The sequence below is a fragment of the Posidoniimonas polymericola genome (assembly GCF_007859935.1).
In the GTDB taxonomy this organism is placed as follows: Bacteria; Planctomycetota; Planctomycetia; order Pirellulales; family Lacipirellulaceae; genus Posidoniimonas; species Posidoniimonas polymericola.
The window spans coordinates 328,952-353,420 of sequence record NZ_SJPO01000003.1 but is presented as its reverse complement, the minus strand read 5'-3'; the positions used below and the strand labels follow the sequence as shown (position 1 = coordinate 353,420).

The window sequence follows — 24,469 nt, the reverse complement described above, 5'->3', positions numbered from 1 at the left end:
ACGGCAACATTAATCGTGGCGCCGCGCCAGGTCGGCGGCGGTCTCGACGGCGGCTAGCAGGCCACTGGTCTCGGCGACCCCCTGCCAGGCGATGTCGGGCGCGGTGCCGTGGGCTACCGACGTGCGGATAATCGGCAGCCCGAGCGTCACGTTGACCGCCTGGTGCATGCCGAGCAGCTTTAGTGCAATGTGACCCTGATCGTGGTACATCGCCACGACGGCGTCAAACTCGCCGTCTCGGGCGCGGACCATCAGGGTGTCAGTCGAGTGCGGGCCGCTGGCGTGGATGCCCTCGCCCTGGGCGATCGCCACCGCGGGTGCAATGAGCGTCGCTTCCTCGTCGCCGAACAAACCGCCCTCCCCCGCGTGCGGGTTGAGCGCCGCCACGCCCACACGCGGGCGATTGCAGCCGAACGCCCGCATCGCCCGGTCGGCCAGCCGGCACTTGGCGGCGATCGCATCGGTCGACAGCAGGTCGAACACACTCCGCAGCGACGTGTGCAGCGTCGTGTGGACCACGGCCAGGCCGTGCTCGCAGTGCGGCACGCACCGCGGCGGCAGGTACAGCATCATCGCGAAGTCTTCGACGCCGCACAGGTCGGCCAGCAGCTCGGTGTGCCCCGGGTAGTCGTGCCCGGCCGCCTGCAGGGCCGCCTTGCTGATCGGTCCTGTAACCATGGCGTCGATCTCGCCCGCCAGGGCCAGGCGGGCCGCCTGCTCGATCGCCAGGAAAGCCGCCTCGCCCGGCGTGGTCGACGCCTGGCCGACCGCCACGCACGGCATGACTTCAGGGCTCGCCTGGTCGAACAGCTCGTCGGAACACCGGTCCGCCGCGATCACCCGAGCCGTGGTAGAGCGGAGTTCCAGTCCCCGCTCAAACTGCTCTGGCCGCCCGATGACCACCGGCCGGCAAGCCGCGTGTAGCCGCGGGTCGGCCCACGCGCCGGCGGCCACCTCCGGCCCGACCCCGCTGGGGTCACCCATGGTGATCAGGACGCGGGGGAATTGCGAGGAAAGCGGGGGCATATCGGCCGACAGGGGGAAATAATGAGGGGTGAGGTTCGCAAAAGAGCCCGATTCTAGTCGCCGACCGCCCCCTGGGCGACCCGCGCCGGGCCGCGTGACCGGCGCTGCCGGAATAACCCGACCGCCACTGCCGATGAGTTCTTGCCGCCCCTGCCAACGGCGCCTGTGACACGTTAATCTGGGCAATTATACTGAAGTGAACCGGTTGCCCAAGCTAGAGCAACCAACCGATCTGGGCCGCGCCCTCGGCGACGGCCCGCCCCCCCTCGTGCAACGTCGAATTACCCTCGGAACAGCGGAATGGCAAAAGCGATGACGATGATTGGGATGGTCGTCGCTGGCCTGTTGGCCGTGATGTTCGCGCTCGACCTGGCGGTTGGGGTCCCGTTTGCTGCTGCCAGTGCCCCGATGGACATCGGCATGCTGCTCTGCTCGTTGATCCTCGGTTACCTCAGCTTCAACGCCTTCCGCGACATCCGCTAGCACCGCCAAGCGGCGTCTACCCCGGCGGCCAGGTCAGCGACCTTCCGCCCAGCACGTGGTAGTGCAGGTGGTCGACCGACTGCCCCCCATCCTTGCCGCAGTTCACCACCACCCGGTAACCATCGCCCAGTTTCTGCTGACGGGCCAGGTCCCGGATCACCAGCCACATCCGCCCAATGAGGGCGGCGTCCTCGTCGGCTAGCTGGTCGACGCTGGCGATCGGCTTCTTGGGGATTACCAAGAAGTGCGTCGGCGCCTGCGGGGCGACGTCGCGGAACGCCAGGCAGTCGTCGTCCTCGTGCAGGATGTCCGCGGGGATCTCTTTGCTGATGATCTTGTCGAAGATGGTCATGGCGCCAAACGCTCGCGGTTCAGGGGATTCAACAACCCCGTCATCCTAGCCCACCCCGCCAGGGGTGGGACCCCCGTGCGTCAGCACGCCATCCAGCCAACACCGGCGCCCGCGGGTAACCGACGGTCGCGATTTGACCAGGGGAATGCCTGTCCGTCCAACCGGCTCACGGCCGATAACCGGACAGAGGGAATCTGGAGGGCATCGCCTACTTAGCACGCTACAAGCACTACTCAAACGGTACTGGGGACTCCCCTTCTTCCGGGGGAAATCCGGCACGGGGTGCGCGCGTTGGCGGTGGAAAGCTTGTCACTATCAGTCCACTTCCCCTACTCGGACACCATGGAGGGTCTTCGAGCGATGAGAATTGTTCTCGCCTGCGCAGCGCTGCTGCTCACTGTTTCAACCGTCACCCAGGCGCAACCCGTCCAGCGGCGTGGCGCCGATGGCCAGCTCTACAACGAGACGACCACAACGGTCCCTAGGACGGTGCTGACGACCGAGATGCAGACCCGCCAGGACACGGTCTACAAGCCTCAGGTCACCACGCAGTACCAGACCTACCAGCAGACCGCCCTGGTGCCCGTGACCGAGCAACGCTGGGTGTCGCGGCAGCGCGGCGTGTGGAACCCGTTCCGCGAGCCGTACTGGACCCACGCCATCGAGCCGGTGACCCGCTGGGAGCACCGCCCGACCACCGTCCAGGTGCCGGTCACCACCACTAACTGGGTGCCGGAGACGCGGACCACCCAGGTGCCCGTTTCCTCCTACAAAACCGTGCAAGAGACGCACATCACGCGGGTCCCGGTCGGGCCGGCCCCCGCGCTCAATCCCACGACCAACCCACCGCAGGCGCAGGTCGCTACACGCCCGACCGGCGGGCAGATTGGCGGCGAGCGCCTCGACCAGCCCAACCAGTGGGGCGGTTCGGGCCGCTACCTGCGGTAGAGCCGCTAAGCACGCATCACCATTAGGAAGTGGGGCGGGAAGTTCGGCGTCGACGTGACCGCTTTGGCGCCGGCGCGCCCCACTCCTTGGTGAGCGTCTCGAACACCTCGGGCGACTCGTAACGCACCACGCCCTTGCCGTCCGGCATCGGGCCGATCAGGCCGCGGAACACCGGCAGCCCGCGCAGCGCGAGGTCGGTGCTGCAGTCGTCCACGCCGATCTGGGCGTGCATCTTCAGCACGGCGTCGGTGTGAGAGTAGTCCTTGCTGCGGATCTCGCCGTTGGCGCCCCGCGTGACAATCCGGATCGTTTGCTCTGGCATCGGTCGTACAGCTTGGGAAACAGGAGGGGAGGAACCCACGCTGGGCGGGCATCAAGAGCTATCGACCCGCCGGGCGCCAGCAGTCGAGAGTCTTCATCTTGGCTGGTCTCAACCGCGGCAGGCGCGGCATCCGGCCCATCCGCTCCCAAACGCGGCGCCCTTAGAACCCGCCCCAGGCGATCGGCCTGTAGGGATTCTTGCGCCAAGCGTCTGCGGTTGGCCCCGGCGGGCGCGGCCCAATCGGTCCAATCGACGAGGTTTCCGCGGCCGTTAGCCCCGCGCAGATCGCTCACCCGGCGGCCGAACGGCCTGCCCCGCCACCCGTTCTTGCCGCCGCGGCCCAACCCGGCTAAAATCCGCGTCTCGCTGGAGGGTATCCGAATTGGCTAGGAACCTGATTCGAAATCAGGCGCCCCGTAAGGGGTTGAGGGTTCGAGTCCCTTGCCCTCCGCTTCTTTTCTCGCTGGCAATTGCTGCCGGCTGCTGCTCGGTAGGCAGTGAGCTTCTCCCATTGGTGATCCGGCGCCTACGGTGACCGCGAGTTTTTTCTCGGCCAAGTTTTGTCCTCAATTCCGACATCGATTGATAGGGACAAAAGTCGGGCCTCATTTCGGGCTCGGGTCGCTGTAAGTTGTTTTTCTGGTTGTGGTTGCCGCTAGCCACCTGGGCACCAGCTGCCGACTTTTGGCCGCTCTTGCGCACCGGCGCGGACAATAGTCATCCAGCGCTGGCGCCGCTCAGCAACCGCCGGCGGGAGCCGTCGGCATTCAGGCCCGACAGCGGTACAGCCGCCCGTCTCCGAGGGTCCAGCAGCCCCTCCATTGGACCGCGCTGATTGGCTCTTTTCGACGATTAAATCGAAGAAGGCCAGCGCCAATGGCACGGTGGCTCTCCGCTGTGATCGCCCCTGGCGGTGAGAGCGAACCGGCCAGTCTCAATGACATTGTGCAGCCCCCTAGGGCGTGGTGAATCAGCACCGGCGCCGCCACGCCCTTTCAGGGACGTGCCCCCCAACCGTGCGCCGCTCAGCAGCGTGCCTGCGTCCGAGAGGGAGGCGCCGCGCGTTGGCGTGCAGGCCGCGGTAGTGGCGATGGCCTGCTACCTCCACAGCGAACCTCTGCGGCTGACTTGGGTCCTGCAACCGGTCTTCAGCGCCCGGCCAGCGGCGCGTCTGCTCCACTTTGGTGGTTGGCGGGGCGTGTTCCGGACATGGGTTGTACGACGGCGTTGAGGATTTACCACTTGGTTAGCTCAGACAGGTTAGAGCATCAGACTAAGAATCTGACTGTCACGGGTTCGATTCCCGTACCAAACCGCAGGCGAAAACCCTGCACCACAGAAGTGGCGACGCAAACGCGTCTACGAGAAGCCCAACGGCAGCGGGCGGCCGACTGTTCGGCCCCGCGGTCCGGCTAAGGTTTCGGCCTGAGCCACCGCGGCGGCAGCGCAGACCGGCGCTATGCAGTGCGTGGATACCGCTTTCGCGCCCGCCGTGGACAACGCCTTTCGGAAGCCGTGGCCCGCGGGGGCGAGCTTGCTCGCCCCAACGACCCCGGTCGACGATGGCCGCGGCCGCGGCGGAACTGACCGCTCAAACAGCACTCCGCGTACGGGTGCGTGAGGAGCCGCGTCGCGCCGCTGCCCGAGGGTTCTTCTTACGAAACACAAACCGCCACTGCCGGCGAGAGCCGCAGCCTGCGAGTCTGCGCTAGTGAGAACGTCAAACCGCCGGCTTCCGCCGGCGGCTGCTGATATCGCTCTGCCTTACAACTCAGCCGCACTTAAGCTGCGAGCCGGGTTCCAGCTCGATCCGCCGGTCCTCGTGGCAGCGGATCAGCCGCAGGCTCTGTAGCTCTTGCGTGCGGCGTTCCACCAGGCCGAGGGCCTCGTCAAGGTCGGCGGCGAGCTGGTCAATCGTCAGCGCCTTGCCCGACTGGTCGCACGCGTGGATGTGGCGCAAGATGTCGCTGCGGAGCGACGCCCAGCGCTGCCAGACGCTGCCCTGCCGGGCGTGCGCAGGCGCGCGAGGCGCGGGCTGTGGCGGGCCCACCGCGACGCTGCTCGGAAAACTCAGGGGGAGACCGGATACGCTTGGCACTGGCATGGCGCAGCTCCTGGTACGTTGTGAACGGCACTCGAATTCCCACGACGGGTCGGCCCGGCTACCGTCTGCCGTGTTCTGCTGGGGCGCCGCCTCCGGTCAACGGGCGTCGCTCAGCAAAACGACAGGCAGTGTACACAAGAACACCTATCGGGTGCAAGGCGTTTCTCGCTGTTGTTTCGCGGTGAGTGCGCCGGTCGGCGAACGTAACCGGCACAGCCCGGCAATCTTGCCAGGGGCGCCCCGCCCGAGTTTTTTTGTTCTCCGCGGGTGAACCCGACCAACGGTTGCGGCGTCTTGCGGTTCCTATCAAATCCGAAACGCCGGCCCCGCGGGCAGTCGACTGCGTGGCCCGGCACCCGACACGACTCGACTGGAAAGGAGGCGCGACCTCATGTTGTTCAAGTTGATTAAGGTGCGAAGCTACGAGATCGGTCTGTGCTTCCGGGACGGCGAGTTCCAGGGGCTGCTGCCGGCGGGACGGCACTGGGTGTTCGACCCGCTGCTGAAGCAGCGGGTGGACGTCGTGTCGCAGCGGGAGCCTTGGCTGGTCCACGACCAGCTCGACGTGATCGTCAAGAGCGGTGTGCTGGCGGACCGCGCGGCTGTGCTCGACCTGAAGGACCACCAGCGCGCGCTCGTGTGGATCGAGGGCCGCTTCTCGCAGATCCTGCCGCCGGGCCTGTACGCGTACTGGACCGGCTTCAAGGAGGTGCGGGTCGAGGTGGTCGACGCGCGTGAGCCGCGGTTCACGCACGCCGACTTCAAGGCGATCGTCCGCTCGCCGCGGGCGGCGCAGGTGCTCGATATCTGCGCGGTCGCCCGGGCGCACGCCGGCGTGGTGTTCGTCGACGGCGAGTACGTCGAGACCGTCGCGCCGGGCCATTACGCCTGGTGGCGGGCCGGCGCCGACGCGAAGCTGGTCGAGGTCGACCTGCGCGAGCAGTCCTTGGACGTGGCGGGTCAGGAGATCATGACCGCCGACAAGGTGACGCTCCGCATGAACGCGCTGGTCAACTACCGTGTGGCCGACCCGCTGCGGGCCGTCACGGCCAGCGACGGCGCCGGGCAGCTGCTGTACCGCGAGGTGCAGCTGGCGCTGCGGGCGCTGGTTGGCGCCCGTGAGCTCGACGCGATCCTGGCGGACAAGGACGCCGTCGCGGCCGAGTTCGCGGAGCAGGTCCGCGAGCGGGCGGGCGAGGTTGGTCTGGAGGTCGTCTCGGCGGGGGTGCGCGACATCATCCTGCCGGGCGACATGAAGGACCTGCTCAACCGGGTGACCGAGGCCCGCAAGGCGGCCGAGGCGAACCTGATCGTCCGCCGCGAGGAGACCGCGGCCATGCGGAGCCAGGCTAACACCGCCCGGCTGCTGGCTGACAACCCGACGCTGATGCGGCTCCGCGAGCTGGAGGTCCTGGAGAGGGTCGCCACGAGCGGGAAGCTGAACGTCGTGCTGGGCGAGAAGGGCCTGGCCGACCGGGTTGTAAACCTGTTGTAGCGTTGATTGGTTGGCCGGGGGCCGGGAGCAATCCTGGCCCCCGGCTTTTTTTTCGTTGGCCGTTGGACGCCACGCACCCGGATTGGCCTCCTGGCGACCTCGTACGGCAATCCCCCCGCAGCGTTTCCACGCAATTGGGGGTTCGGTGGGAGCGCCGGCTCACCCGGCAGCCGATCAACAGCTTCAGTCCGGGAGGCAATGGCCGAACGGGTCCCCCTTCATTGCTGTCCCAATGCTCCGCTGGCTTCCGCGCCGCCCTGGCGACTGGGGACCTGCCCTCCCCAGTCGACCAGGCAGCCGGGAGAGCAGAGGCCGGCGCCTCCTGTGGCAAGCTGCCACACGGACCCCTCATCAACAACACGTCCGCTGGCTAATCGAGATCGGCCTGATCGCCGCGGTACAGCAGCAGCACTGGCTCCTTAGAGACCGTCACCAGGCGACGCCCGTCGACCGCGTCTACCAGCGAGCGGCGGCCGTCGAGGCGGACCGCGGTGACTTTGACGCCGGTGGGGACCGCCAGCAGGTGGTCGACCGGCCGGTCGTCGCTCCACAGCACCTGCAGGCAGTCGTCACCCTGCTTGAACAGGAACGCCTGCACGGCGGAGTCGTGGCTGCGCTCGGCGACAAATCGTTTGTCCAACAGGCCATTGATCATGTTGTAGTAGGCGACCGCGTCGAGCCGGGCGTTGTAGTTGCTGTGCTTGCAGTCGAACACGCAGTGGGCGTCGCCAAACCGGCCGCGGGCCTGGCCCTTGGGGTCCGGGTAGAGGATGGTAAACCAGCTGACGGTCGCGCCCCCCTCGGCGAAGAACACCGTGCACTTCTTGATCAGCTCCGACGCGACCACCGAGCGGGCGATACCTTGGCTGTTGAGTCCGAGCTCCGACGAGTGGATCGGCTTGATCGCGTCGAACTCCTCCATCAGCGCGCGGTACTCGCGGATCGTCCGGCGGACGTTCTCGTAGTGCTCGTAGATGTGGAAGTCGTACGAGTCGAGGTAGCGGTAGTAGCCGGCCTCGAAGTACTCGCGGTTCGGCTCGACCGAGGTGCCGACCACCTCGATCGCCGGGTCGAACGCCTTGGCGGACTCGTAGATCGCCTGGTACGCACGGACGTTGTCGAGCACCTTCTGGCCCTTGCCGTGGGGCTCGTTGCCCTGCCATATCATCGCCAGCCCACGGTCGGCGTAAGCCTCCAGAAAGTTGGTCATCCCCTGCCGCAACGCCTCGGGCGAGTACTCTTCGAAGCCGCTGCGTTCGATGCTCGCGGCGGGCGTGCCGGTGGCCCACTTGGCGCCGAGCTCCTCGCACAGCTCGACCGAGTTCAGGTGCGGCTCGTGCGGAGGCTTGCTCGACCAGCCGCCCCACAGCCCGATCACCCGCAGGCCGAGCCGGTCGGCCAGCCGCACGTAGTCACCGATGCGGCCGTCCCAGTTGCGGATGGTGAACGGGATCTGCTCGGGCGCAAACGCCTTGGCCGCCGCCTTCGGCAGCACAGCAAACCCGGAGTACTCCTCGACCGGGCTCGCGACGCCCTGCGGCGCCGCGACGTGCAATTCGTAGAACTGCCCGGTGTGCAGACGCTTCATCGGCACGCGGACCGTCGCGCGGTACGCGTCCGCGGCGCCAGACGCTTCGAGTCGCGTCTCGCCCCACTCGGTCTGCTCGGCGCCGCGGTAGTCCTTGACCACCCACCGCAGCCGCTGGTCGTCGTCGGCCAACGCCGCATTGACGCGGACCTCGACTTGGAACTCGACCGGGTCGCCGGGGTAGAACAGGTTGCCGAGCGCCGCCGACGCAATCCGCACGCTCTCGATGGTCTGCCGCGCGGGCTGCACCTCGAGCCGCCGGGCGGAGAGCTCGTCAATCTGCACCTCGCCGTGCGTCTTCTGGAGCGAAGCCACAAAGCGAGCACTCGCCGCCGCCCGCGGCAGGGTGACGTGCTGCTCGGCGCGGCGCCAGTCGGCCTCACCGTACACGATCCCGATGGGGAAGCTCTCGATAAGGTCACCCCGGCGGTCAAACACCTCCAGCGACGCCGCCCCGTGGTACGAGTTGTCGGGCGACTCGAGCGCCGACCGCCACTGGACGCCGACCTGCCAGACGCCGGCGTTCACCTCGAACCCGGGTCCGGCGGCGGTCGTCGGCTGGCTGATCTGGTCAAGCGAACGCGTCAGCCGCAGCCGCGCGTCGGCCGTCTGGACGTCGCCGTGGGTGCTCCAGCCCTGCAGCGGCTCGGCCGCCGCGAAGTCCGCGTTCCAGGCCTGCTCCGAAACGGTCGCCTCGGCAGTGACCCGCATCGCCGCGCCGCCGACCTCGAGCCGCATCGACTTGGCGTCGGACGATCCGGCGTTCAGCATCAGCACCACGGTCTTGAGCGGCCCGTGCCACTGCCCGTCGTTGGCGCCGGCCCAGTGCTCGCCGTTAACGAACACCTGCGGGTCGATGGTGAGCGTCTGCCACTCGCCGTTGGCCTGGAAATTGAAGCCCCGTCGCTGGTGTGTCTGCCCGGTGGCGTCGACCAGCCGGACGGTCAGCGCGTGGACCTCCTCGGAACGGACCTCCAGCTCAATCGGGCCGCTGTCGATGGCGTTGAGGACGCCGAGGTCGCACTCGGCGCCGACGTAGCGGCCGCCGCCCGACAGATCGGCCTCGAGGGCCAGGCCGTGCTTGCCGGACGCAGAGGGCAACGGGTCGAGCGAGCCCTTCGCGCCGGGGTACTCCGGCCCAAGAGTCAGCCGCCACCCTGCCCTGTCGCCCACGGGGCCGATGAGGTCGAGCTCCGACTGGATCTCGACGGTTGGCGGCGCCGGCCGCATCGTGACGCCCCGCAGCGAGACCACGCCCGACGGCGCCTCGCCGCGTCCCACCAGGACCACCAGCGTGCGGCCCGGCTGGTGCCAGCGGCCGTCGTTGGCGCCGCCCCACTTCTCGTACCGCTGGATGATGTCGAGCGGTGCGCCCGCGCGCATCGACGCGAAGAACTCGTCGATTGGAAATCTAACCCGCTGCCATTCGCCGTGCCCCTCGATCCGCAGGTCGAGCTGGTGGCACTGGCTCGTCTCATCGATGAGTCGCAGCGTTACCTTCTCGACGCCGGCGGGCGCCTTGATCTCGAACGCAACCGATTCCACCGGCTTGCTCGGCAGCCCGGTGGCGGCCTGCACGTAGGCGCCGCCGCCGGTAAAATTGAAGTGCAGGTCGAGCGTCCCCCGCTCCGTGAGTTCCAGGCTGCCGACCGCGCCGGGGAACTCGCGGCCGTTGTCGAAGCTCCACCCGCCCGTAGGACGCGCTGGGTCGATCAGGAGGGTCGGCTCCGCGGCGCTCGCCACCGCGCCTGCCGCCAAGGCGGCCAGCAGCCAGCTTCTCAAAGCATCGACCAGGCGTGCGTGCATCCCATGTCTCCTGAGGGAAGTGGGCGTGGCGGGGCCGGTCCGCTGCTGCGTTGCCGCGCCGCCCCTGATTATCGCCCCCCCACGACACGATTGCATACCACCCGCAACGAATCACAGCCCGCGGGCCCCCGGCGGGTAGAAGATCGAAGGCGCCCCTGCTCTGGCGCCTCAAGAAGCGCCGCCGACCGCGGCTTCCGGCTCGCTGCCGGCCGCGGCTAAACTCCGCCGCGCAACCGGCGCTTCCGATCCCAGCGGAACGGGTTTGCCGTCACGGTGGGCGCCGCGTGCCCCTGGTGGTCGAGATGCGACCTATACCAGCATGCAGGGCGGACGCTCGCTCTGCCCCGTACAGGCACCCAAAAGCAGGATAACCATGACCCCCACTCAGATCGCCCTTGTCCAAGACAGCTGGGCCAAGGTGGCGCCGAGCGCCGATCAAGTCGCCGAGCTGTTCTACGGGCGGCTGTTCGAGATTGCACCCGAGGTGCGGCCGTTGTTCAAGTCGGACATCAAGGGCCAGGGCCAGAAGCTGATGCAGATGATCAGCGTCGCGGTGAACGGGCTGCCGAAGCTCGACGCGATTGTCCCCGCCGTCGAGCAGCTCGGTGTGCGGCACCTCGACTACCAAGTCGAGCCCGCGCACTACGACACCGTCGGCGAGGCGCTGCTGTGGACCCTCAAGCAGGGCCTCGGCGAAGACTTCACCCCCGAGGTCCGACAGGCCTGGACCGAGACCTACGTCACCCTGGCGACCGTCATGAAGGAAGCCGCCGCGGCGACCGTCTAGCAGCGACCGCCACGAGGCCCACGAACACGATCGACAGGCAAGCAGGCTCGGGCGCCGCCACAGCGGCGCTGGCCTGCGTCATCGTTGCGCCGTAGTTGGCCTTCCACGCGGCCAATTGCCCGGCGCCAATCGTGGTCCCGCTGTAGTCGTTCGGCAGCGAGCCGGCCGGCTGGCCGACCGCCGTCCGCCAGGCAGCGTAGTCCGCTGCGTCGACCAGGCCGTCGTCGTTGTAGTCGCCCGGCAGCCCAGCGGGCGTGACGTCAAGCACTCTGAGCGTGACGCCATCCCACCGCGAGGCGGGTCCGGCCCCGCCGCTGGCGGCGTTCAGGAAGTTGCCGTTGGTCGTCTGCCCAAAGTCGTCGTCGCCAAATGCCGGTGGCGCCGCGGGCGAGGCGAACCCGCCGCTCGCAATCAGCCAGCGGCCCCCAACGCCGACGCCCGTGACAATCGCTCCCGGGTTCGTCGGGTCCTGGCCGTAGATGATGTCGAGCGTGCCGCCGACGGTCGGCAGCACGGCGGGCCGCTCGAACTGCCCGCCTGGGTCCAGCACGCTCACCGCGCCGATGCCGCTGGCGATTGTCGTCGAGGCGTAGTCGATGTTGTCGACCAGCGCCCGGACCGCGGCCAGGCCGTTGCCGCCGTCGGCCCCGCCGCCCGTGTCGAGCACCTGGGCGAACAGCTGCCACTCGAGTGCGGCGTTGTTGTACTCCAGGTCAATCGAGACCGTGTCGGCACGCGCCGCGGTCGCGAACATCAGCAGAGCGGCGATCGCTACAAGACTTACCTGCTTATACATCGCGTCCCCCTAGCCGCAGCTTGGCGGGGCTGTGCACGGGGCGCCCGACTGGTCTGGGCGTTGCCCGTTCTCTCTGCCAGTCGGCGAACGCGTCGTCGACCGCCTCGGGAGTGCTCGTGGTCCGCACAGCGACCGACGCCGGCCGCGCGGACGGACGCTTCGGGCGGAGCTGATCGAGCTCGAGCTCGTCCGCATAGTCGACGGACGCAGCGGTGCTCGCTTCGATTGTCGAGGAGGCCTGCCCGGTGGGGATGGCGTCTGAGGTCGGCGCCGCCAGCACGGCGAACGCCAGCGGCTGCCCGACGACTGCCTCGGGAGCCGACTCGCCGAGCGAAGCGGCGCCCGGCGGGAGCGACTCGCCGGCCTGTGTCTGCCACACCGCCAGGTCGACGGCGTTGACCTGGCCGTCGAGGTCGGCGTCGCCGTCGGCGGGCGTGGCGGCCGGGGCGCCGATGCCGAGCTGCCACGCCAGGAAGTCCGCCCCGTTCACGACGCCGTTGTTGTCGAAGTCAGCGCTCGGCACGACGAAGGTCGCCTCGGTGAGGGCGCTCCACTCGCCGTTCAGCAGCGTGCGGGCCTTGATGTGCGTGTCGGCCGACAGGGCGACGCTGCCCGTAAAGACGCTCGCGCTGGCCGCGTTGACGGCTCCGCCGACCAGCCGCGGGTCGGCGCCGTCGGTGGTGTAGTAGATGGTCCCGGACTGGTTGGCGTTCGGGTCCTGGAAGCCGAGCAGGTCGCCCGCGGCGATCGTGCCGCCGTGCTGGCGGGCCCCGCCGATCAGCAGCTCGGGGGCGTCGGCGTCGGGGTACAGGTCGCGTTGCCGCCACTGCGCGAGCACGATGCCGTGGCGGTCGCGGAAGTACTCGTCGAGCATGTAGTCGAGCGACGGCTGCCAGTCGTTGTTCTTGGTGCGGGGCGTGCTGACGTGCTGGTCGCCCCAGCGGGCCGACTCGGCGACAATCGCCTGGCCGACCTGCTCGGCGATGCCGGCGAAGCGGGCCGCGGGGACGTTGTCCTCGGGGTGGGCCGGGTCGTACGTGGGGCTGGCCGGGTTGACGTACAGCGCGCCGCCGTTGTACAGGTGCTCGTGGATGCGGTCGGCAAACTGCAGTCGGAACTCCTCGTAGTTGCGGAGGATGCCGTAGGCCTCGGCCGCGCCGACCGTCTGCGCGAGGTTGTTCTCGAACAGGCTGGTGCGGTCGCTGAGCGCGAGCGAGATCTCGCTGTCCCAGGCGACAAACTTGAAGCCCTCGCTCTCTTCCCCCTGCCGCCGGGAGGCGTACCAGTTGCGGTCGGGCCAGTCGTTGTTGCCGCCGTAGTGGCAGAGGATCATGTAGTCGATGTAGTTCACGACATCCAGGTAGTCCTCGGCCGCGGGGTCGTTCATGCCGTTCGGAAGGTTGCCCTGCAGCTGCTGGTAGGCGGCGTAGCGGGCCTCGTCCGTCGAGCCGTTCAACACGGCCCCGGCGAGCGACAGCATCGTCTGGTAGGCGTCGCCCGTGCCGCTGTGCACGCCGTCGGCGACCATGACGTCGTACTCATCCTTCTCGCCGCCGTAGGTCTCGGCGGACCAGGAGTCGTCGGGCCGCTCGCTCGGGTTGTACAGCCCCCAGTACTGGCCGTTGACGTACAGGTGCATCAGGTTGCCGCGGGACGACTCGTGACCCATCGCGGCCTGCGTGTCGCGGAACCACTGGTCGCGGGTGTAGAGCGGGTCGCCGAGGGCGCCGTCCCAGCCCCAGCCGTCGTTGAAGTGGGGGCGGAGCACGATCGTGTCGAACGAGTCAACGCCGGCGCCGAAGAATGGGTAGTCGAGCTTGCTGTCGCCGTACTCGCTCTTGAACAGCAGCCGCAGCCCGTTCTTGAGCGACAACGAACGGGACGCCGCCCCGTGGATCCGCAGCCCGGCGTCGACCTGCAAGCTGATCTCGCCGGTGGGGTCGACCACCTCGGCCGACACGGCCCGCTCCCACTGCACGCCGGTGGCGGTGGGGTTCGAGTAGATGCCGCCGGGCCCGAAGAAGTCGTCGCTGTCGAGGGTCAGCGAGACCGACGGGATCGCCAGCAGGCTCGACTCGATCTGCGCGGCGTAGATCCCCCGGTACAGGTCGCCCGGGCCGATGACATCGGGGTCGAGCCCGTAGTCGGCCGGCCGGCTCCCCCACCACGACGGCAGCCCCGACGCCAGCGCCGAGGAGTAGGTCTGCTGCACGATGTCCGCGACGAAGAAGTAGGTCTGCGTGTCGACGTTGGTCGCGATCATCCCCTGCTTGAACGCCGCGGCGCGGAGGTTGGTGGTCTGAGAGAGGGTCAAGCCGCCGGTGTAGAGCACGCCGTTGGTGATGTTGTGCTGCGTGTCGACCGTGGGCGCCGAGCCGTCGGTCGTGTAGACGATCATCGCGCCGGGCGTGGCCGAGGTGATCTCGACCGTGACGGGCGCTTCGTAGAACCCACGGTCGACGCTGAATTTGGTGTCGGCCACGATCCCGGCGAAGACCGCGCCGTTGGCGGCGCCGGGCGTGGGGGTCGCGAACACGCCCTCCTCCAGCGGCTCGACCAGGTCGCTGCTCGCGCCTACCAGCCGCGGGACCATCAGCATGTCGGAGCTGCTCGACTGGTTGAGCGCGTGGATCGCCAGCACGTTGCCGGACGCAGACAGCAGGTCGGCGTGGGCGCTGACGTCGAACTCGACGTAGTCCGCCAGCACGACCTCGTCGCCGCGGAAGATCGAGCCCGCGGTCGAGTTCCAGGCCGGGCTCGCCGGCGCGTTGGCCGACGCGATCGGCACGCCGTTGAGGTACGCCACGAAGCCGTCGTCGTAGATCATGCCGAGCCGCAGCGAGTCGACCGCGTCGGGGTCGGCGACCGCGAACTCGAACCGCGTGTAGGCGGACCTAACGCCGCTCGGAACGGACGCGTCGATCAGCGAGGCGTAGGAGGTCGAGCTGCCGGGGCTGTTCTCGTACCCCAGCCCCGCGGTGGCGAGCGTCCAGCCGCTGTCGTCGAACGCAGGGTCCCGCCACACCGAGTCGACCGCGCCGCTGGTCGGCACGAGGTACCGCATCGGCGACTGGTCGTCGACCAGCGTGAGTTCGGTCGAAGACATCGACAAGCCGTAGGAGATGTTGGTCTCCTGAGACGGGAACTCCGGCGCGTAGTCGTGCAGCACGCTCACGCCGTCCGGCGCGACCAGGCCGAGGTACTCGCCGCCGGCCGAGAGCTTGAAGTTGGTGTGCAGCTCGCCGGCGGGACCGGCCGCGTCCTTGTCCGAGGCGAACACCACGAGCGTGCTGTTGGCCCCGATCGTCGCGCCCGACGGGAACGACCACTTGGTGAGCTCGCCGCTGTCGTCGGTCAGGTAGTAGCCGCCGAGGTCGATCGGGCCGGAGGTCGTGTTGTAGAGCTCGACCCAGTCGGACGAGTCGCCGTCGCCGTCCTCGAGGCCGCCGCTGTTGGAGGCCAGGAACTCGGAGATCACGACGTCGGCCGCCATCAGGCAACGCGACTCCAGCTGCTCAAAACGCACCTGGGATGAAGAAAAGCGTCGCCTACCACGTGACATAGCCGCCTCGCCGGGAGCATCGAGATCGTTCAAGGAGGATTCTTGCCAGCACAGCACGCCGCTGGCGGGTGGCAGCAATAGCTGCCGGGGGGGGTCGATCGTTCCCTTGCCAAGACAGCTGCGAGGGGGAGGACGAGCGGAACTCTTGGTAATACTCCATGGTAAGCAGGCGTGATTTCTCACACAAAAACCGTCCAAATTCGCCAAAGTAGCTTCCGCTTTGGCGTCCCCCTATACTCGACGGCGTCGTTTCCCGCTCACCTGGTCTGTCCAATATGACGCGCCCCTGCCTGCTTGTGACGCTGATTGCCGCCCTGCTGACCTCGCCGGCCCGTGCCGCCGAGCACGACCTCCAGCGGCTGCCGTACAACCACCCTGGCCTGACGGTCGACCTGAAGGTAGGGCTCTGGGCGTGGCCGCTGCCGATGGATTGGGACGCCGACGGCGACCTCGACCTGGTGGTCTCGTGCCCCGACGTGCCGTCCAACGGGATCTACTTCTTCGAGAACCCAAGCGGCGAGGCGCCGGTCTTCCGGCCGGGCAAGCTGGTCGGCCGCGGCGTGGCGAACATCTCGCTCAGCCACGTCGACGGCGCCCCACGGGTGCTGACGCCCGGCAAGGAGTATGTCGACTTCCTTGGCGGGCGCTTCGAGAAGCAGGTCGCGCACCCGCCCGGCAAGATGAAGGTTGGCAATGGCCGCACGCGGGCCGACCAGCGGAAGCTGGTCGACTACAACCACGACGGCCTGGTCGACATGGTGATCGGCGTCGGCTACTGGGGCGACTACGGCTGGGACAACGCCTACAACGACCAGGGCGAGTGGACCAACGGCCCGCTGCACGGGTACGTGCTGGTCGCCCTGAACCGCGGCACGAACGACACCCCCGAGTACGACGAGCCGGTCAAGCTGCGGGCCGGCGGAGCCGAGATCGACGTCTACGGCATGCCGAGCCCCTGCCTGGCCGACTTCGACGCCGACGGCGACCTCGACCTCCTGTGCGGCGAGTTCGTCGACGGTTTCACCTATTTTGAGAACACCGGCAGCCGGGCCGAGCCGGTCTACGCCGCCGGCCGGCCGCTCGCCCGCAACGGCGAGCCGCTCCGCATGGAGCTCTGCATGATCGTCCCCACGGCCATCGACTGGGACGCCGACGGCGACGTCGACCTCGTGGTCGGCCAGGAGGACGGCCGCGTCGCGCTGGTGGAGCACACCGGCCAGGTGGCCGATGGCGTGCCGGTCTTCAAGCCGCCGGTGTTCTTCCGGCAGCAGGCCGAAGACCTCAACTACGGCGCGCTGGTCACGCCGGTTTCGTGCGACTGGGACAACGACGGCGACCCCGACCTCATCGCCGGCAACTCGGCCGGGTTCATCGGCTTCATCGAGAACCTCGGCAGGCCCGCCGGCCAGGCGACCCCCACCTGGGCCGAGCCGGTGCACCTGCGGGCCGACGGCCGGGTGCTGCGGGTGCAGGCCGGCGAGAACGGCTCCATCCAGGGACCGTGCGAGTCGAAGTGGGGCTACACCACGCAGACCGTGGCCGACCTCAACGGCGACGGCCTGTTAGACATTGTCTACAACTCGATCTGGGGCAAGATCGAGTGGCTGCCGAACGTCGGCGAGCCCGGCAAGCCCGTGCTGGCCGGCCCCCGGCCGGTGAAAGTCGACTGGCAGGGCCCCGCGCCGAAGCCGGAGTGGAACTGGTGGGACCCTGCCGAGGACGAGCTGGTCACGCAGTGGCGGACCACGCCGATCGCCATCGACTGGGACCGCGACAACACCATAGACCTCGTGATGCTCGACCCGGAGGGCTACCTGACGCTGTACCGCGGCGTGCCCGACCAAACCGACTTCCGCGTGGCGCCCGGCGAGCGGCTGTTCCATACGGCCGCGGCGGACTCCCAGCCGCCGCAGTCCGCCGGCCTGCTCCGCCTGACCGAGGGCCGCGCCGGCAGGAGCGGACGCCGCAAGCTTTGCCTGGTCGACTGGGACGCCGACGGCGACCTCGACCTGCTGGCCAACGGCCCGAGCGTCGAGTTGCTCGAGAACACCGGCGGTCCGGACAACGCGGTATTCGCCAGCGGCAAGCGACTCGCCGAGCGGCGCCTGGCCGGGCACACCACCAGCCCGACCACGGTCGACTGGAACCGCGATCGCGTGCCAGAGCTGTTGATCGGCGCCGAGGACGGGTTCTTGTACTACGCAGCCGACCGCGACTAGCGGCGGGCGGTCACCGAGCCGCGCCACGGCGGCGCCACCGATGGCCTGGCCGGAGCCGCGTCGGCGACAGTGTCGACGGCGAAAGACGCCTCGGGTATCGGCCCTGTTGACGGCCGCGCGGTGGGCAGCGGCCGGCGGGCACTCAGCTGCGCAAGCTGCCGCAGCGCCTGATCGTGCAGGTGGGAGGCTGAGCCGAGCGAGTCTTCCTCAGCAAGCGTCGCGTCGACGTCGTCCGCGTCATCGACCGACGCGTCGGCGTGCGCCGCGGCCCAGGCGGCGGACTTGTTGCGTTCGAAGTTCAGCTCGTCCGTCGGCTGGTCGTTCCAGCTCACCCCCGAGGGCGCCCCCGCCAGATCGGCAAAGCGGTGGGTCGTAAGCCGGCCCTCGGACACCGCGATCAGGTGTTCGCCGACGCGGAGCGAGCGGGCGATCGACTGGTCGTGCTCGAGGAGCGTCTCCGCGGTGATCCCTGATTCGGGGTCGAGCCGCAAGAGCTGGAGGCCATTGAGGCCGCCAACCGGCTGGTCACCGAAGAACCGGTGTTGAGATTCGCTGTGAACGGGAAGAGCCAGCAGGCCCTGGTCGGCGAAGTAGCTCACGGCGTGGTGGTCGCCGTCGCCACGGATCCAGCGGTTGCCGGTCGCGATGGTGGCCGTGCTGCGTTCGCCCTCGAACGAGTAGCGGTCGATCAGCACCGGGTTCGCGAGGTCCGTCACATCGAACAGCGAGACCTGCAACTCCTCGAACAGGCCGCTGTTTTCGTCGGCGCCGCGGCCGATTGCCAGCAGCGTGTTCTCATCGATCGGTTGCAGGTAGTCGCTGTAGCCCGGCAGCTTGAGCTCGCCCATCACTTGCGGGTCGGTCGGGTCGCTCAGGTCGACGGCGAACAGCGGGTCGATCTGACGGAAGGTGACGAAGAACGCCCGCTCGCCCAAGAAACGGACCGAGTAGACCTGTTCTCCCGGCGCGAGGCCGTCGACCTCGCCGACCTGCACGAGCTTGGCGCCCTGCTGCTTGAACACCGTGAGCTGGTGATCGCCATTCCAGGTCGCGCTGCTGCTCACCACCCGCAGATAGCCGTCGTGCTCGTCGATGCTGAACTGGTTGAGTGGAACGCCGTCGAGCTCGCCGGTGGCGGCCAGTTGGATCTGACCCGACTTGCCGGCGAACGAGAACTTGTGGATCGTCGTTGGCGACTGAGTGAAGCGGCCGTCGCTCGAGAACACGTAGCCGCCGCTTGAAAAGAAATACAGATCGTCTTCGGTCGCGTAGACGGTGAGCTGGCCATCGGCCTGGAACTCGTGCGTGTCGACCACCCGCGGCGTCGCCGCCTGCGTGTCGATCGTGGCGACCGTCACTGTCGACTCTCCGTAGCTAGTAAAACTCAGCTCAAAAGCATTTAGCCCCGCAATCCGCTCCAGCAAATCGCTGGTGCTCCAGGTTGTCTCGCCGGTGTCTTGGATTACCTCGCCCATGCCGTCGAATGTGCGGTGCCCGCCCGCCAGCTGCTGCACGGCCGCGTCGAGCACACGGTCGAGGTACGCCTCGCGAGACTCGTAGGTGTAGCTGGTTACGTAGACATCCGTTTGCCCCGAGGAACCGTTTAGGAGCATCGGTTGCGGCAACAGTGCCGTGTGGGGAGGAGCTTCCCTCAGTACCAACCGCAGCTCGCCATCGACCATCCGCGAGGCGACGAGTTGGCCAGCGAACTCGGTCCGGCTGATCAGAGCCGGTTGGTCAGGGGCGCTAATGTCGATCACGTCGACCGTGGTGGCCGTCGGACCGGCGCCGTAGTAGCCCCACGAACCGAGTAGCGTGATTCCGGAAGTCGATGCGGCGGTTGCACTCGACGAAACCAGCGTCAGCCGCCCGTCAGACAGGTACATCCCGGTCGGTGCTGAATCGAGCCCGACGCGCGACGCCACCTGCGGGCTGTCGGGGTCGCGGACGTCGACGATCACCAGCTGCTTGCCGGAGACGATGTAGACAAACTTGCCGTCGGTCTCGACCAGGTCGGCCTCGTCGACGCCTTCGACCTGGACGTTCGTGGTGGAGAAGCTGGCGGTGTTGGTCACCGCCGTTCTCAAGAAGCTATCGTTCGCCGCGAACAGCACCGGCGTTGCAACGAGGTCGAAGTCGCCGCACACGATCCAGGCATTCTCCCAGGTCTGCCCGAACAGCTCGCCGTACCGGCGGTCGATCTCGGCGGTGAGCCACGCCCGCACCTCCTCGCGGGAGTTGAGGGTCGTGCTCTCGGCAGTGGCCGGCTGCTGGTCGCCCAGCACGACCCCTGCCGAGTCGTCGACGTCCACGGCGGCGGTGACGACCAGGCCCGCGTCGCCGCTCATCAGGCAGCGGGGCTCGAGTCGCTCGGTATTCAGACGCGTCCGGCGGCGGTTTGGGCGGCGATCGGCGCGGGGTGAACGACGGGGCATGGGCAGACAAGCCTGTGAATCTAGGTAATCCATCAAAGCCCAAAAGGGCTGGCAATTGGGTACCTAGGCCGACAAAACGGCCGTGCGTCACGCGACGCACGGCCGTTTATCGCGGTTTTCGCCGATTAGGCGGCCTCGGCCTCGTGGCCGAGGACCACGAACGTCAGCACCGGCGCCCGGCGGCGGGTGATCGCCTGGGCGACCTCGGTCCGCAGTCTGCCGGCCAAACGCTGCAAGCGGCTCGCCAGCAGCTCGCGTCGGAACGGCTGGTCGAGGTCGTCGGCGACCACGGTGACCAGCATCCGCGAGTTGTCGGTAGCGGCCCGCACCGACACAACCCGCAGGTCGGACAGCTCCAGGCCGTCCACCCCTTCGGCGAACAGCAAGTCGAGCGTCTGGCCGATCTGCTGGCACAGCTGCCGCGTCTTGCGGCCGCGGCAGCCGCCGCGTCGCGATTGGCCGACTTGTTGCCGGGCTGCATGGCGGGGGTCGACCCCGTCGTCGGGGTGGATCGCTCCACAATGGGCGAGCATCTGCTCGCGCGTACGTTTATCGAGGACCATCGGATTGCTCTCTAGGCAAGAACGCGTCGCTCAGCGGAGCGACAGCGAGTGGCAAGGAAGAAACTGCGGCGCACGGCGCCCGCCGACCAAGCGTCGGGGCCGACCCCAAGGGGGTGCGGGCCCTCAGCAGGAGCGGGGGCGCATCAGGGCAGTCAGGGAGAGAGCGTGCATGACTAAGACCTCAGGCAGGGCGGCGGCGTGCAGGTCACCTTCGTGACGGGCACGCGGCGCCGCGGGTGGGCTTCGGTGACAATGACACCCGACGACCGGCCAGGTTCGCGCCCCGTCGAAACCGGCTGGAAACCGCGAAACTTGGCTCACGGGTCTGCCGCGCTATAATCTACTCGCCCCACCTAGCCCTTCCTCACCATCACGGCCCCCCGCGACCGCATGACGCAGCACAACCGTCCTACCAACCTCGCCGAACTCACCGCCAGCGGCTGGAAGTCGAAATCCGTCAAGCAGGAGATCCGCGACAATTTCATGCGGATGCTCAGCGGCGGCGAGGAGCTGTTCCCCGGCCTGTTGGGCTACGACGACACCGTCATCCCGGAGGTCAACCTGGCGCTGATCTCGGGCCACGACATGCTGTTCCTCGGCGAGAAGGGCCAGGGGAAGAGCCGGATGATGCGGGCGCTCGTGCGGTTCCTCGACGAGGAGATCCCGTACATCGACTGCCCCGAAGCGCCACTGCACGACGACCCGCTGGCGCCGATCACCAGCGTCTGCAAGCGGCTGGTGGAAAATGTCCCGCCAGAAGAAGTCCCGATCGCGTGGTGGCCGCGTGACAAACGCTACGCCGAGCGGCTGGCGCCCGGAACCAAGTTCGCCGACATCATTGGCGAGATCGACCCGGCCAAGCTGGCCGGCGGCGCCAGCATGTCGGCCGAGGAGGCGCTGCACTTCGGCCTGATCCCCCGGATGCACCGCGGCGTGTTCGCGGTCAACGAGTTGCCGGAGCTGGACGAGCTGGTGCAGGTCGGCCTGTTCAATATCCTCGAAGAGCGAGACGTGCAGATCCGCGGCTACCCGATCAACTTCGACATCGATGTGCTGATCCTGTTCTCGGCCAACCCGTCGACCTACAACCGCAGCGGCAAGGTGATCCCGCAGCTCAAGGACCGCATCGGGTCGGTGATCCACACGCACTACCCCCGCGAGCGGGAGCTCGGCATCCAGGTCACCGAGCAAGAAGCCGGCATCGACCTCGGCGGCGACTTCCCGGTGATCGTGCCGCTGTTCATGAAGGAGCTGATCGAGCAGATCAGCATCGCCGCGCGGCAGAGCAAGTTCATCGACCACCAGTCGGGCGTCAGCGCCCGGTTCAGCATCGCCAACTACCGCACAATGATCGCCTCGGCCCGGCAGCGGGCGGCGGTGCTCGGCGAGAAGCCGTCCGTGCCGCGGATCAGTGACCTGGGGCACCTGTACTCGTCGTCGCTGGGCAAGCTGGAGCTCGACATGATGGGCACGCACCAGATGAGCGAGCGGCAGGTGCTCGACGCGATCATCGCCGAGGCGATCCGCGATGTCTTCCAAGAATACGTCGACGAGCACGGCCTGATGGAGATCGCCGAGATCTTTGCCGAGGGGGTCAAGATCGAGGTCGGCGACACCCTGCCCTCCTCGCACTACGCCGAGCTGCTTGAGCGCGTGCCGCCGGCCTGGGAAAAGGCATTCGAAGTGAACACCGCCAGCGACCCTGCCGTGCGGGCGTCGTGCGTAGAGTTCGTGCTCGCCGGGTTGTACGCGACCGACAAGATCAGCCGGGCGCAGCATCACGGGCGGGTAGTTTACGAGACTTAGCGTAAACTCCCTCCCCCATGGGGGGAGGGGATTGTTGGGGAGTTTGTTGCTGAAAGCAGGCCATGCCAGTGGTCTAATAAAGCGGTGTGCGCCACGACCCAACAGCACGCGAGCGAGGCGAGACAAAAAGAAAGGGAACACTGATAAGCGCTGATGACCCGGTTGGCGGACTGTCCCCGGTGATTAGCGCTTATTAGTGTTCCCAAAACTGGCTGCGATGCGGGCATTGCGTTCCGTACCGTTGGCGAAGTTGGCGGACAAAACCCCCACGGCCTTTTGCCGCCGTTAGCCACAACCCGTTACTGCGTAAACACTTAACTAGCTCACCACCGAAATAGAGTCCGGGTTTTGTCCCCTTGGTTCAATGTTTCGGACTATAGGCAGGGGATCGAATTCGGGTCGGTCCCACCCCTGGCGGGGTGGGCTGGACGTGCTTGCGGCCATTAACTGAGCTTCTGTATTCTAACCATGGCGAATCGCAACAACCTTGGCGGGATCGTTCACACGTACCAGCGGTACGACCCGAAGCGGTTCCCGAGTCCGACGCAGCCGCCGCCTGACTTGGTGTCCGGCGCGATGGAGCACATGCTGGCCTACGGCGAGTACCGCGAGCTCACCGAGGAAGAGCTCGCCCGGGCGGTGCGGATCGACCCGAGCCAGATCCAGGGGCTGGGGCCGAGCCTCGACCACCTGATCGCGATGCTCGAGGAGCGGAAGCGGAAGATCCTCGAGCGGTACGAGACCCGCAAAGCCCAGAAGAAGGCCGGCAAGGCGTTCCGCCAGGCGGCCTCGCAGGCCGACCCGCCCAAGCAGCTCCGCGAGTCGCTCGGCAAGGCGGTGCGGCAGGAGCAGCTCCGCGACCTGGAGCGGCTGTGGTACCGCGCGGGAGACGACCAGTCGCCGTTTGCTAGGCAGCTCGTCCATTTGATCGCCGCGCTGGGCGACAAGTACGAGGTCGACGAGCTGGCCGCCAAGTATGCATTCACCGGCCGCGAGTCGATGACCGTCCCGCAGGCGATCGAGATTAAGGAGGAGCTGGAGAAGATCGACGAGCTCTTGGAGCAGCTACGCGAGGCGGCCGAGAATGCGCAGATCGGCGTCATCGACATGGAGGCCCTCGCCGAGTTCGCCGAGCCGGGCGACGTCAGCAACCTCAGCGCGCTGCAGCAGCAGGTGCAGGACTACCTGCGCGAGATGGCCGAGCAGCAGGGCCTGCAGCAGACCGCCGACGGCTACCAGCTCACCCCCAAGGCGCAGCGGCTCTTCCAGGGCAAGCTGCTGCAGAAGCTGTTCAGCGAGCTGACCGCGTCCCGCACCGGCCGGCACGACGGGCCGATCGTCGGCGAGGGTTCGGTCGAGATGCAGCGCACCCGGCAGTACGAGTACGGCGACTCGGTCGCGAACCTCGACATCACCACCTCGCTGACCAACGCGATCCTCCGCGAGGGACCCGGCCTGCCGATCCGCCTGAAGCAGGACGACCTCGAGGTGCACTACACGCGCAACACGCCGAAGGCCGCGACTTGTGTGATCATGGACATGTCGGGCTCCATGCGCTACGACGGCCAGTACATGAACGTCAAGCGGATGGCGCTGGCGCTAGACGGGCTGATCCGCAGCGAGTACCCGGGCGACTTCCTGCAGTTCATCGAGATGTACTCGTTCGCCAAGCCGTGCCGGATGGGCGAGATCGTCAAGCTGATGCCCAAGCCGGTCACCGTGCACGACCCGTGGGTGCGGCTGCGGGCCGACATGTCCGACCCCGACATCAGCGAGAGCATGGTGCCGCCGCACTTCACCAACATCCAGCACTCGCTGGCGACCGCGCGGCGGTTCCTGGCGGCCCAGGACACGCCCAACCGGCAGATCGTGCTGATCACCGACGGCCTGCCGACCGCGCACTTCGAGGGGAGCGAGCTGTTCCTGCTCTACCCGCCCGACCCGCAGACCGAGCAGGCGACCATGCGGGAGGGGCAGCTCTGCAAGCAGGAGGGGATCACGATCAACATGTTCCTGGTCCCCAGCTGGTCGCAGTCGGAGGAGGACATCCGCTTCGCGTACCGCCTGGCCGAGACCACCACCGGCCGCGTGTTCTTCACCGCCGGCCGCGACCTCGACCGGTACGTGGTGTGGGACTATGTGAAGCGGCGGCGGGATATCGTGAGCTGACCGTGGGC

Annotated in this window: 16 protein-coding genes and 1 tRNA gene; 8 read left to right on the top strand and 9 right to left on the bottom strand. The window is 67.8% G+C overall.

Annotated features, from left to right (window positions below; all coding sequences use genetic code 11):
- Window positions 1–9 precede the first annotated feature (9 nt).
- Window positions 10–1,026 (bottom strand): 4-hydroxythreonine-4-phosphate dehydrogenase PdxA, encoded by a 1,017-nt coding sequence (gene pdxA / locus Pla123a_RS08175; RefSeq protein ID WP_146585726.1) that lies wholly within the window; start codon window positions 1,024–1,026, stop codon window positions 10–12.
- A gap of 300 nt (window positions 1,027–1,326) precedes the next feature.
- On the opposite strand from pdxA, the gene Pla123a_RS08170 reads away from it, so the two are divergent.
- Window positions 1,327–1,509 carry a hypothetical protein gene (locus tag Pla123a_RS08170; protein ID WP_146585724.1) on the top strand — a complete coding sequence of 61 codons (183 nt, stop codon included), beginning with the start codon at window positions 1,327–1,329 and terminating at the stop codon, window positions 1,507–1,509.
- 16 nt (window positions 1,510–1,525) lie between these two features.
- Here Pla123a_RS08170 and Pla123a_RS08165 read toward each other — a convergent pair whose 3' ends face one another.
- Complete coding sequence (locus Pla123a_RS08165) at window positions 1,526–1,861, bottom strand: histidine triad nucleotide-binding protein (RefSeq protein ID WP_146585722.1); 336 nt, start codon at window positions 1,859–1,861, stop codon at window positions 1,526–1,528.
- 360 nt (window positions 1,862–2,221) lie between these two features.
- On the opposite strand from Pla123a_RS08165, the gene Pla123a_RS08160 reads away from it, so the two are divergent.
- Entirely contained in the window at window positions 2,222–2,809 is a 588-nt protein-coding gene (locus tag Pla123a_RS08160; RefSeq protein WP_146585720.1) for a hypothetical protein, read from the top strand.
- 22 nt (window positions 2,810–2,831) lie between these two features.
- On the opposite strand, the gene Pla123a_RS08155 is transcribed toward Pla123a_RS08160, so the two are convergent.
- The gene (locus tag Pla123a_RS08155; protein ID WP_146585718.1) at window positions 2,832–3,131 is read right to left on the bottom strand and encodes a hypothetical protein; all 300 of its coding nucleotides are present in this window, start codon (window positions 3,129–3,131) and stop codon (window positions 2,832–2,834) included.
- Between the two features lie 368 nt (window positions 3,132–3,499).
- On the opposite strand from Pla123a_RS08155, the gene Pla123a_RS08150 reads away from it, so the two are divergent.
- Window positions 3,500–3,582 (top strand) — tRNA-Ser (locus Pla123a_RS08150).
- Between the two features lie 1,320 nt (window positions 3,583–4,902).
- On the opposite strand, the gene Pla123a_RS08140 is transcribed toward Pla123a_RS08150, so the two are convergent.
- Window positions 4,903–5,235 (bottom strand): hypothetical protein, encoded by a 333-nt coding sequence (locus Pla123a_RS08140; protein ID WP_146585716.1) that lies wholly within the window; start codon window positions 5,233–5,235, stop codon window positions 4,903–4,905.
- 391 nt (window positions 5,236–5,626) lie between these two features.
- Here Pla123a_RS08140 and Pla123a_RS08135 point away from each other — a divergent pair, with 391 nt between their 5' ends.
- Window positions 5,627–6,730 carry a slipin family protein gene (locus Pla123a_RS08135; protein WP_146585714.1) on the top strand — a complete coding sequence of 368 codons (1,104 nt, stop codon included), beginning with the start codon at window positions 5,627–5,629 and terminating at the stop codon, window positions 6,728–6,730.
- A 370-nt stretch (window positions 6,731–7,100) separates the two neighbouring features.
- On the opposite strand, the gene Pla123a_RS08130 is transcribed toward Pla123a_RS08135, so the two are convergent.
- Window positions 7,101–10,124, bottom strand: coding sequence for a hypothetical protein (locus tag Pla123a_RS08130; protein WP_146585712.1), 3,024 nt, complete (start codon window positions 10,122–10,124; stop codon window positions 7,101–7,103).
- A 373-nt stretch (window positions 10,125–10,497) separates the two neighbouring features.
- On the opposite strand from Pla123a_RS08130, the gene Pla123a_RS08125 reads away from it, so the two are divergent.
- Window positions 10,498–10,911, top strand: coding sequence for a globin family protein (locus Pla123a_RS08125; protein WP_146585710.1), 414 nt, complete (start codon window positions 10,498–10,500; stop codon window positions 10,909–10,911).
- Here Pla123a_RS08125 and Pla123a_RS08120 read toward each other — a convergent pair.
- Entirely contained in the window at window positions 10,880–11,707 is an 828-nt protein-coding gene (locus tag Pla123a_RS08120; protein WP_146585708.1) for a hypothetical protein, read from the bottom strand. The two genes, Pla123a_RS08125 and Pla123a_RS08120, sit on opposite strands and share 32 nt — an antisense overlap.
- A complete protein-coding gene (locus Pla123a_RS08115; protein WP_146585706.1) occupies window positions 11,700–15,269 on the bottom strand; it encodes a chitobiase/beta-hexosaminidase C-terminal domain-containing protein in 3,570 nt (1,189 codons plus the stop codon). The genes Pla123a_RS08120 and Pla123a_RS08115 overlap by 8 nt, the downstream gene beginning before the upstream one ends.
- A 275-nt stretch (window positions 15,270–15,544) precedes the next feature.
- Between Pla123a_RS08115 and Pla123a_RS08110 the strand changes: the two genes are divergently transcribed.
- Window positions 15,545–17,488, top strand: a complete 1,944-nt coding sequence (locus Pla123a_RS08110) for an FG-GAP repeat domain-containing protein (protein ID WP_146585704.1) — start codon at window positions 15,545–15,547, stop codon at window positions 17,486–17,488.
- Here Pla123a_RS08110 and Pla123a_RS08105 read toward each other — a convergent pair.
- Both Pla123a_RS08105 and Pla123a_RS08100 read right to left on the bottom strand, forming a co-directional pair.
- The gene (locus Pla123a_RS08105) at window positions 17,485–19,923 is read right to left on the bottom strand and encodes a beta-propeller domain-containing protein (RefSeq protein ID WP_197527788.1); all 2,439 of its coding nucleotides are present in this window, start codon (window positions 19,921–19,923) and stop codon (window positions 17,485–17,487) included. The two genes, Pla123a_RS08110 and Pla123a_RS08105, sit on opposite strands and share 4 nt — an antisense overlap.
- A gap of 125 nt (window positions 19,924–20,048) precedes the next feature.
- Window positions 20,049–20,486, bottom strand: a complete 438-nt coding sequence (locus Pla123a_RS08100) for a ribosome-binding factor A (RefSeq protein ID WP_146585700.1) — start codon at window positions 20,484–20,486, stop codon at window positions 20,049–20,051.
- Window positions 20,487–20,876: 390 nt separating this feature from the next.
- Between Pla123a_RS08100 and Pla123a_RS08095 the strand changes: the two genes are divergently transcribed.
- Both Pla123a_RS08095 and Pla123a_RS08090 read left to right on the top strand, forming a co-directional pair.
- Window positions 20,877–22,292 (top strand): magnesium chelatase, encoded by a 1,416-nt coding sequence (locus tag Pla123a_RS08095; RefSeq protein ID WP_146585698.1) that lies wholly within the window; start codon window positions 20,877–20,879, stop codon window positions 22,290–22,292.
- A gap of 468 nt (window positions 22,293–22,760) precedes the next feature.
- On the top strand, window positions 22,761–24,461 hold the full coding sequence (locus Pla123a_RS08090; protein WP_146585695.1) for a hypothetical protein: 1,701 nt from the start codon (window positions 22,761–22,763) through the stop codon (window positions 24,459–24,461).
- The last annotated feature ends 8 nt before the right edge of the window (window positions 24,462–24,469 follow it).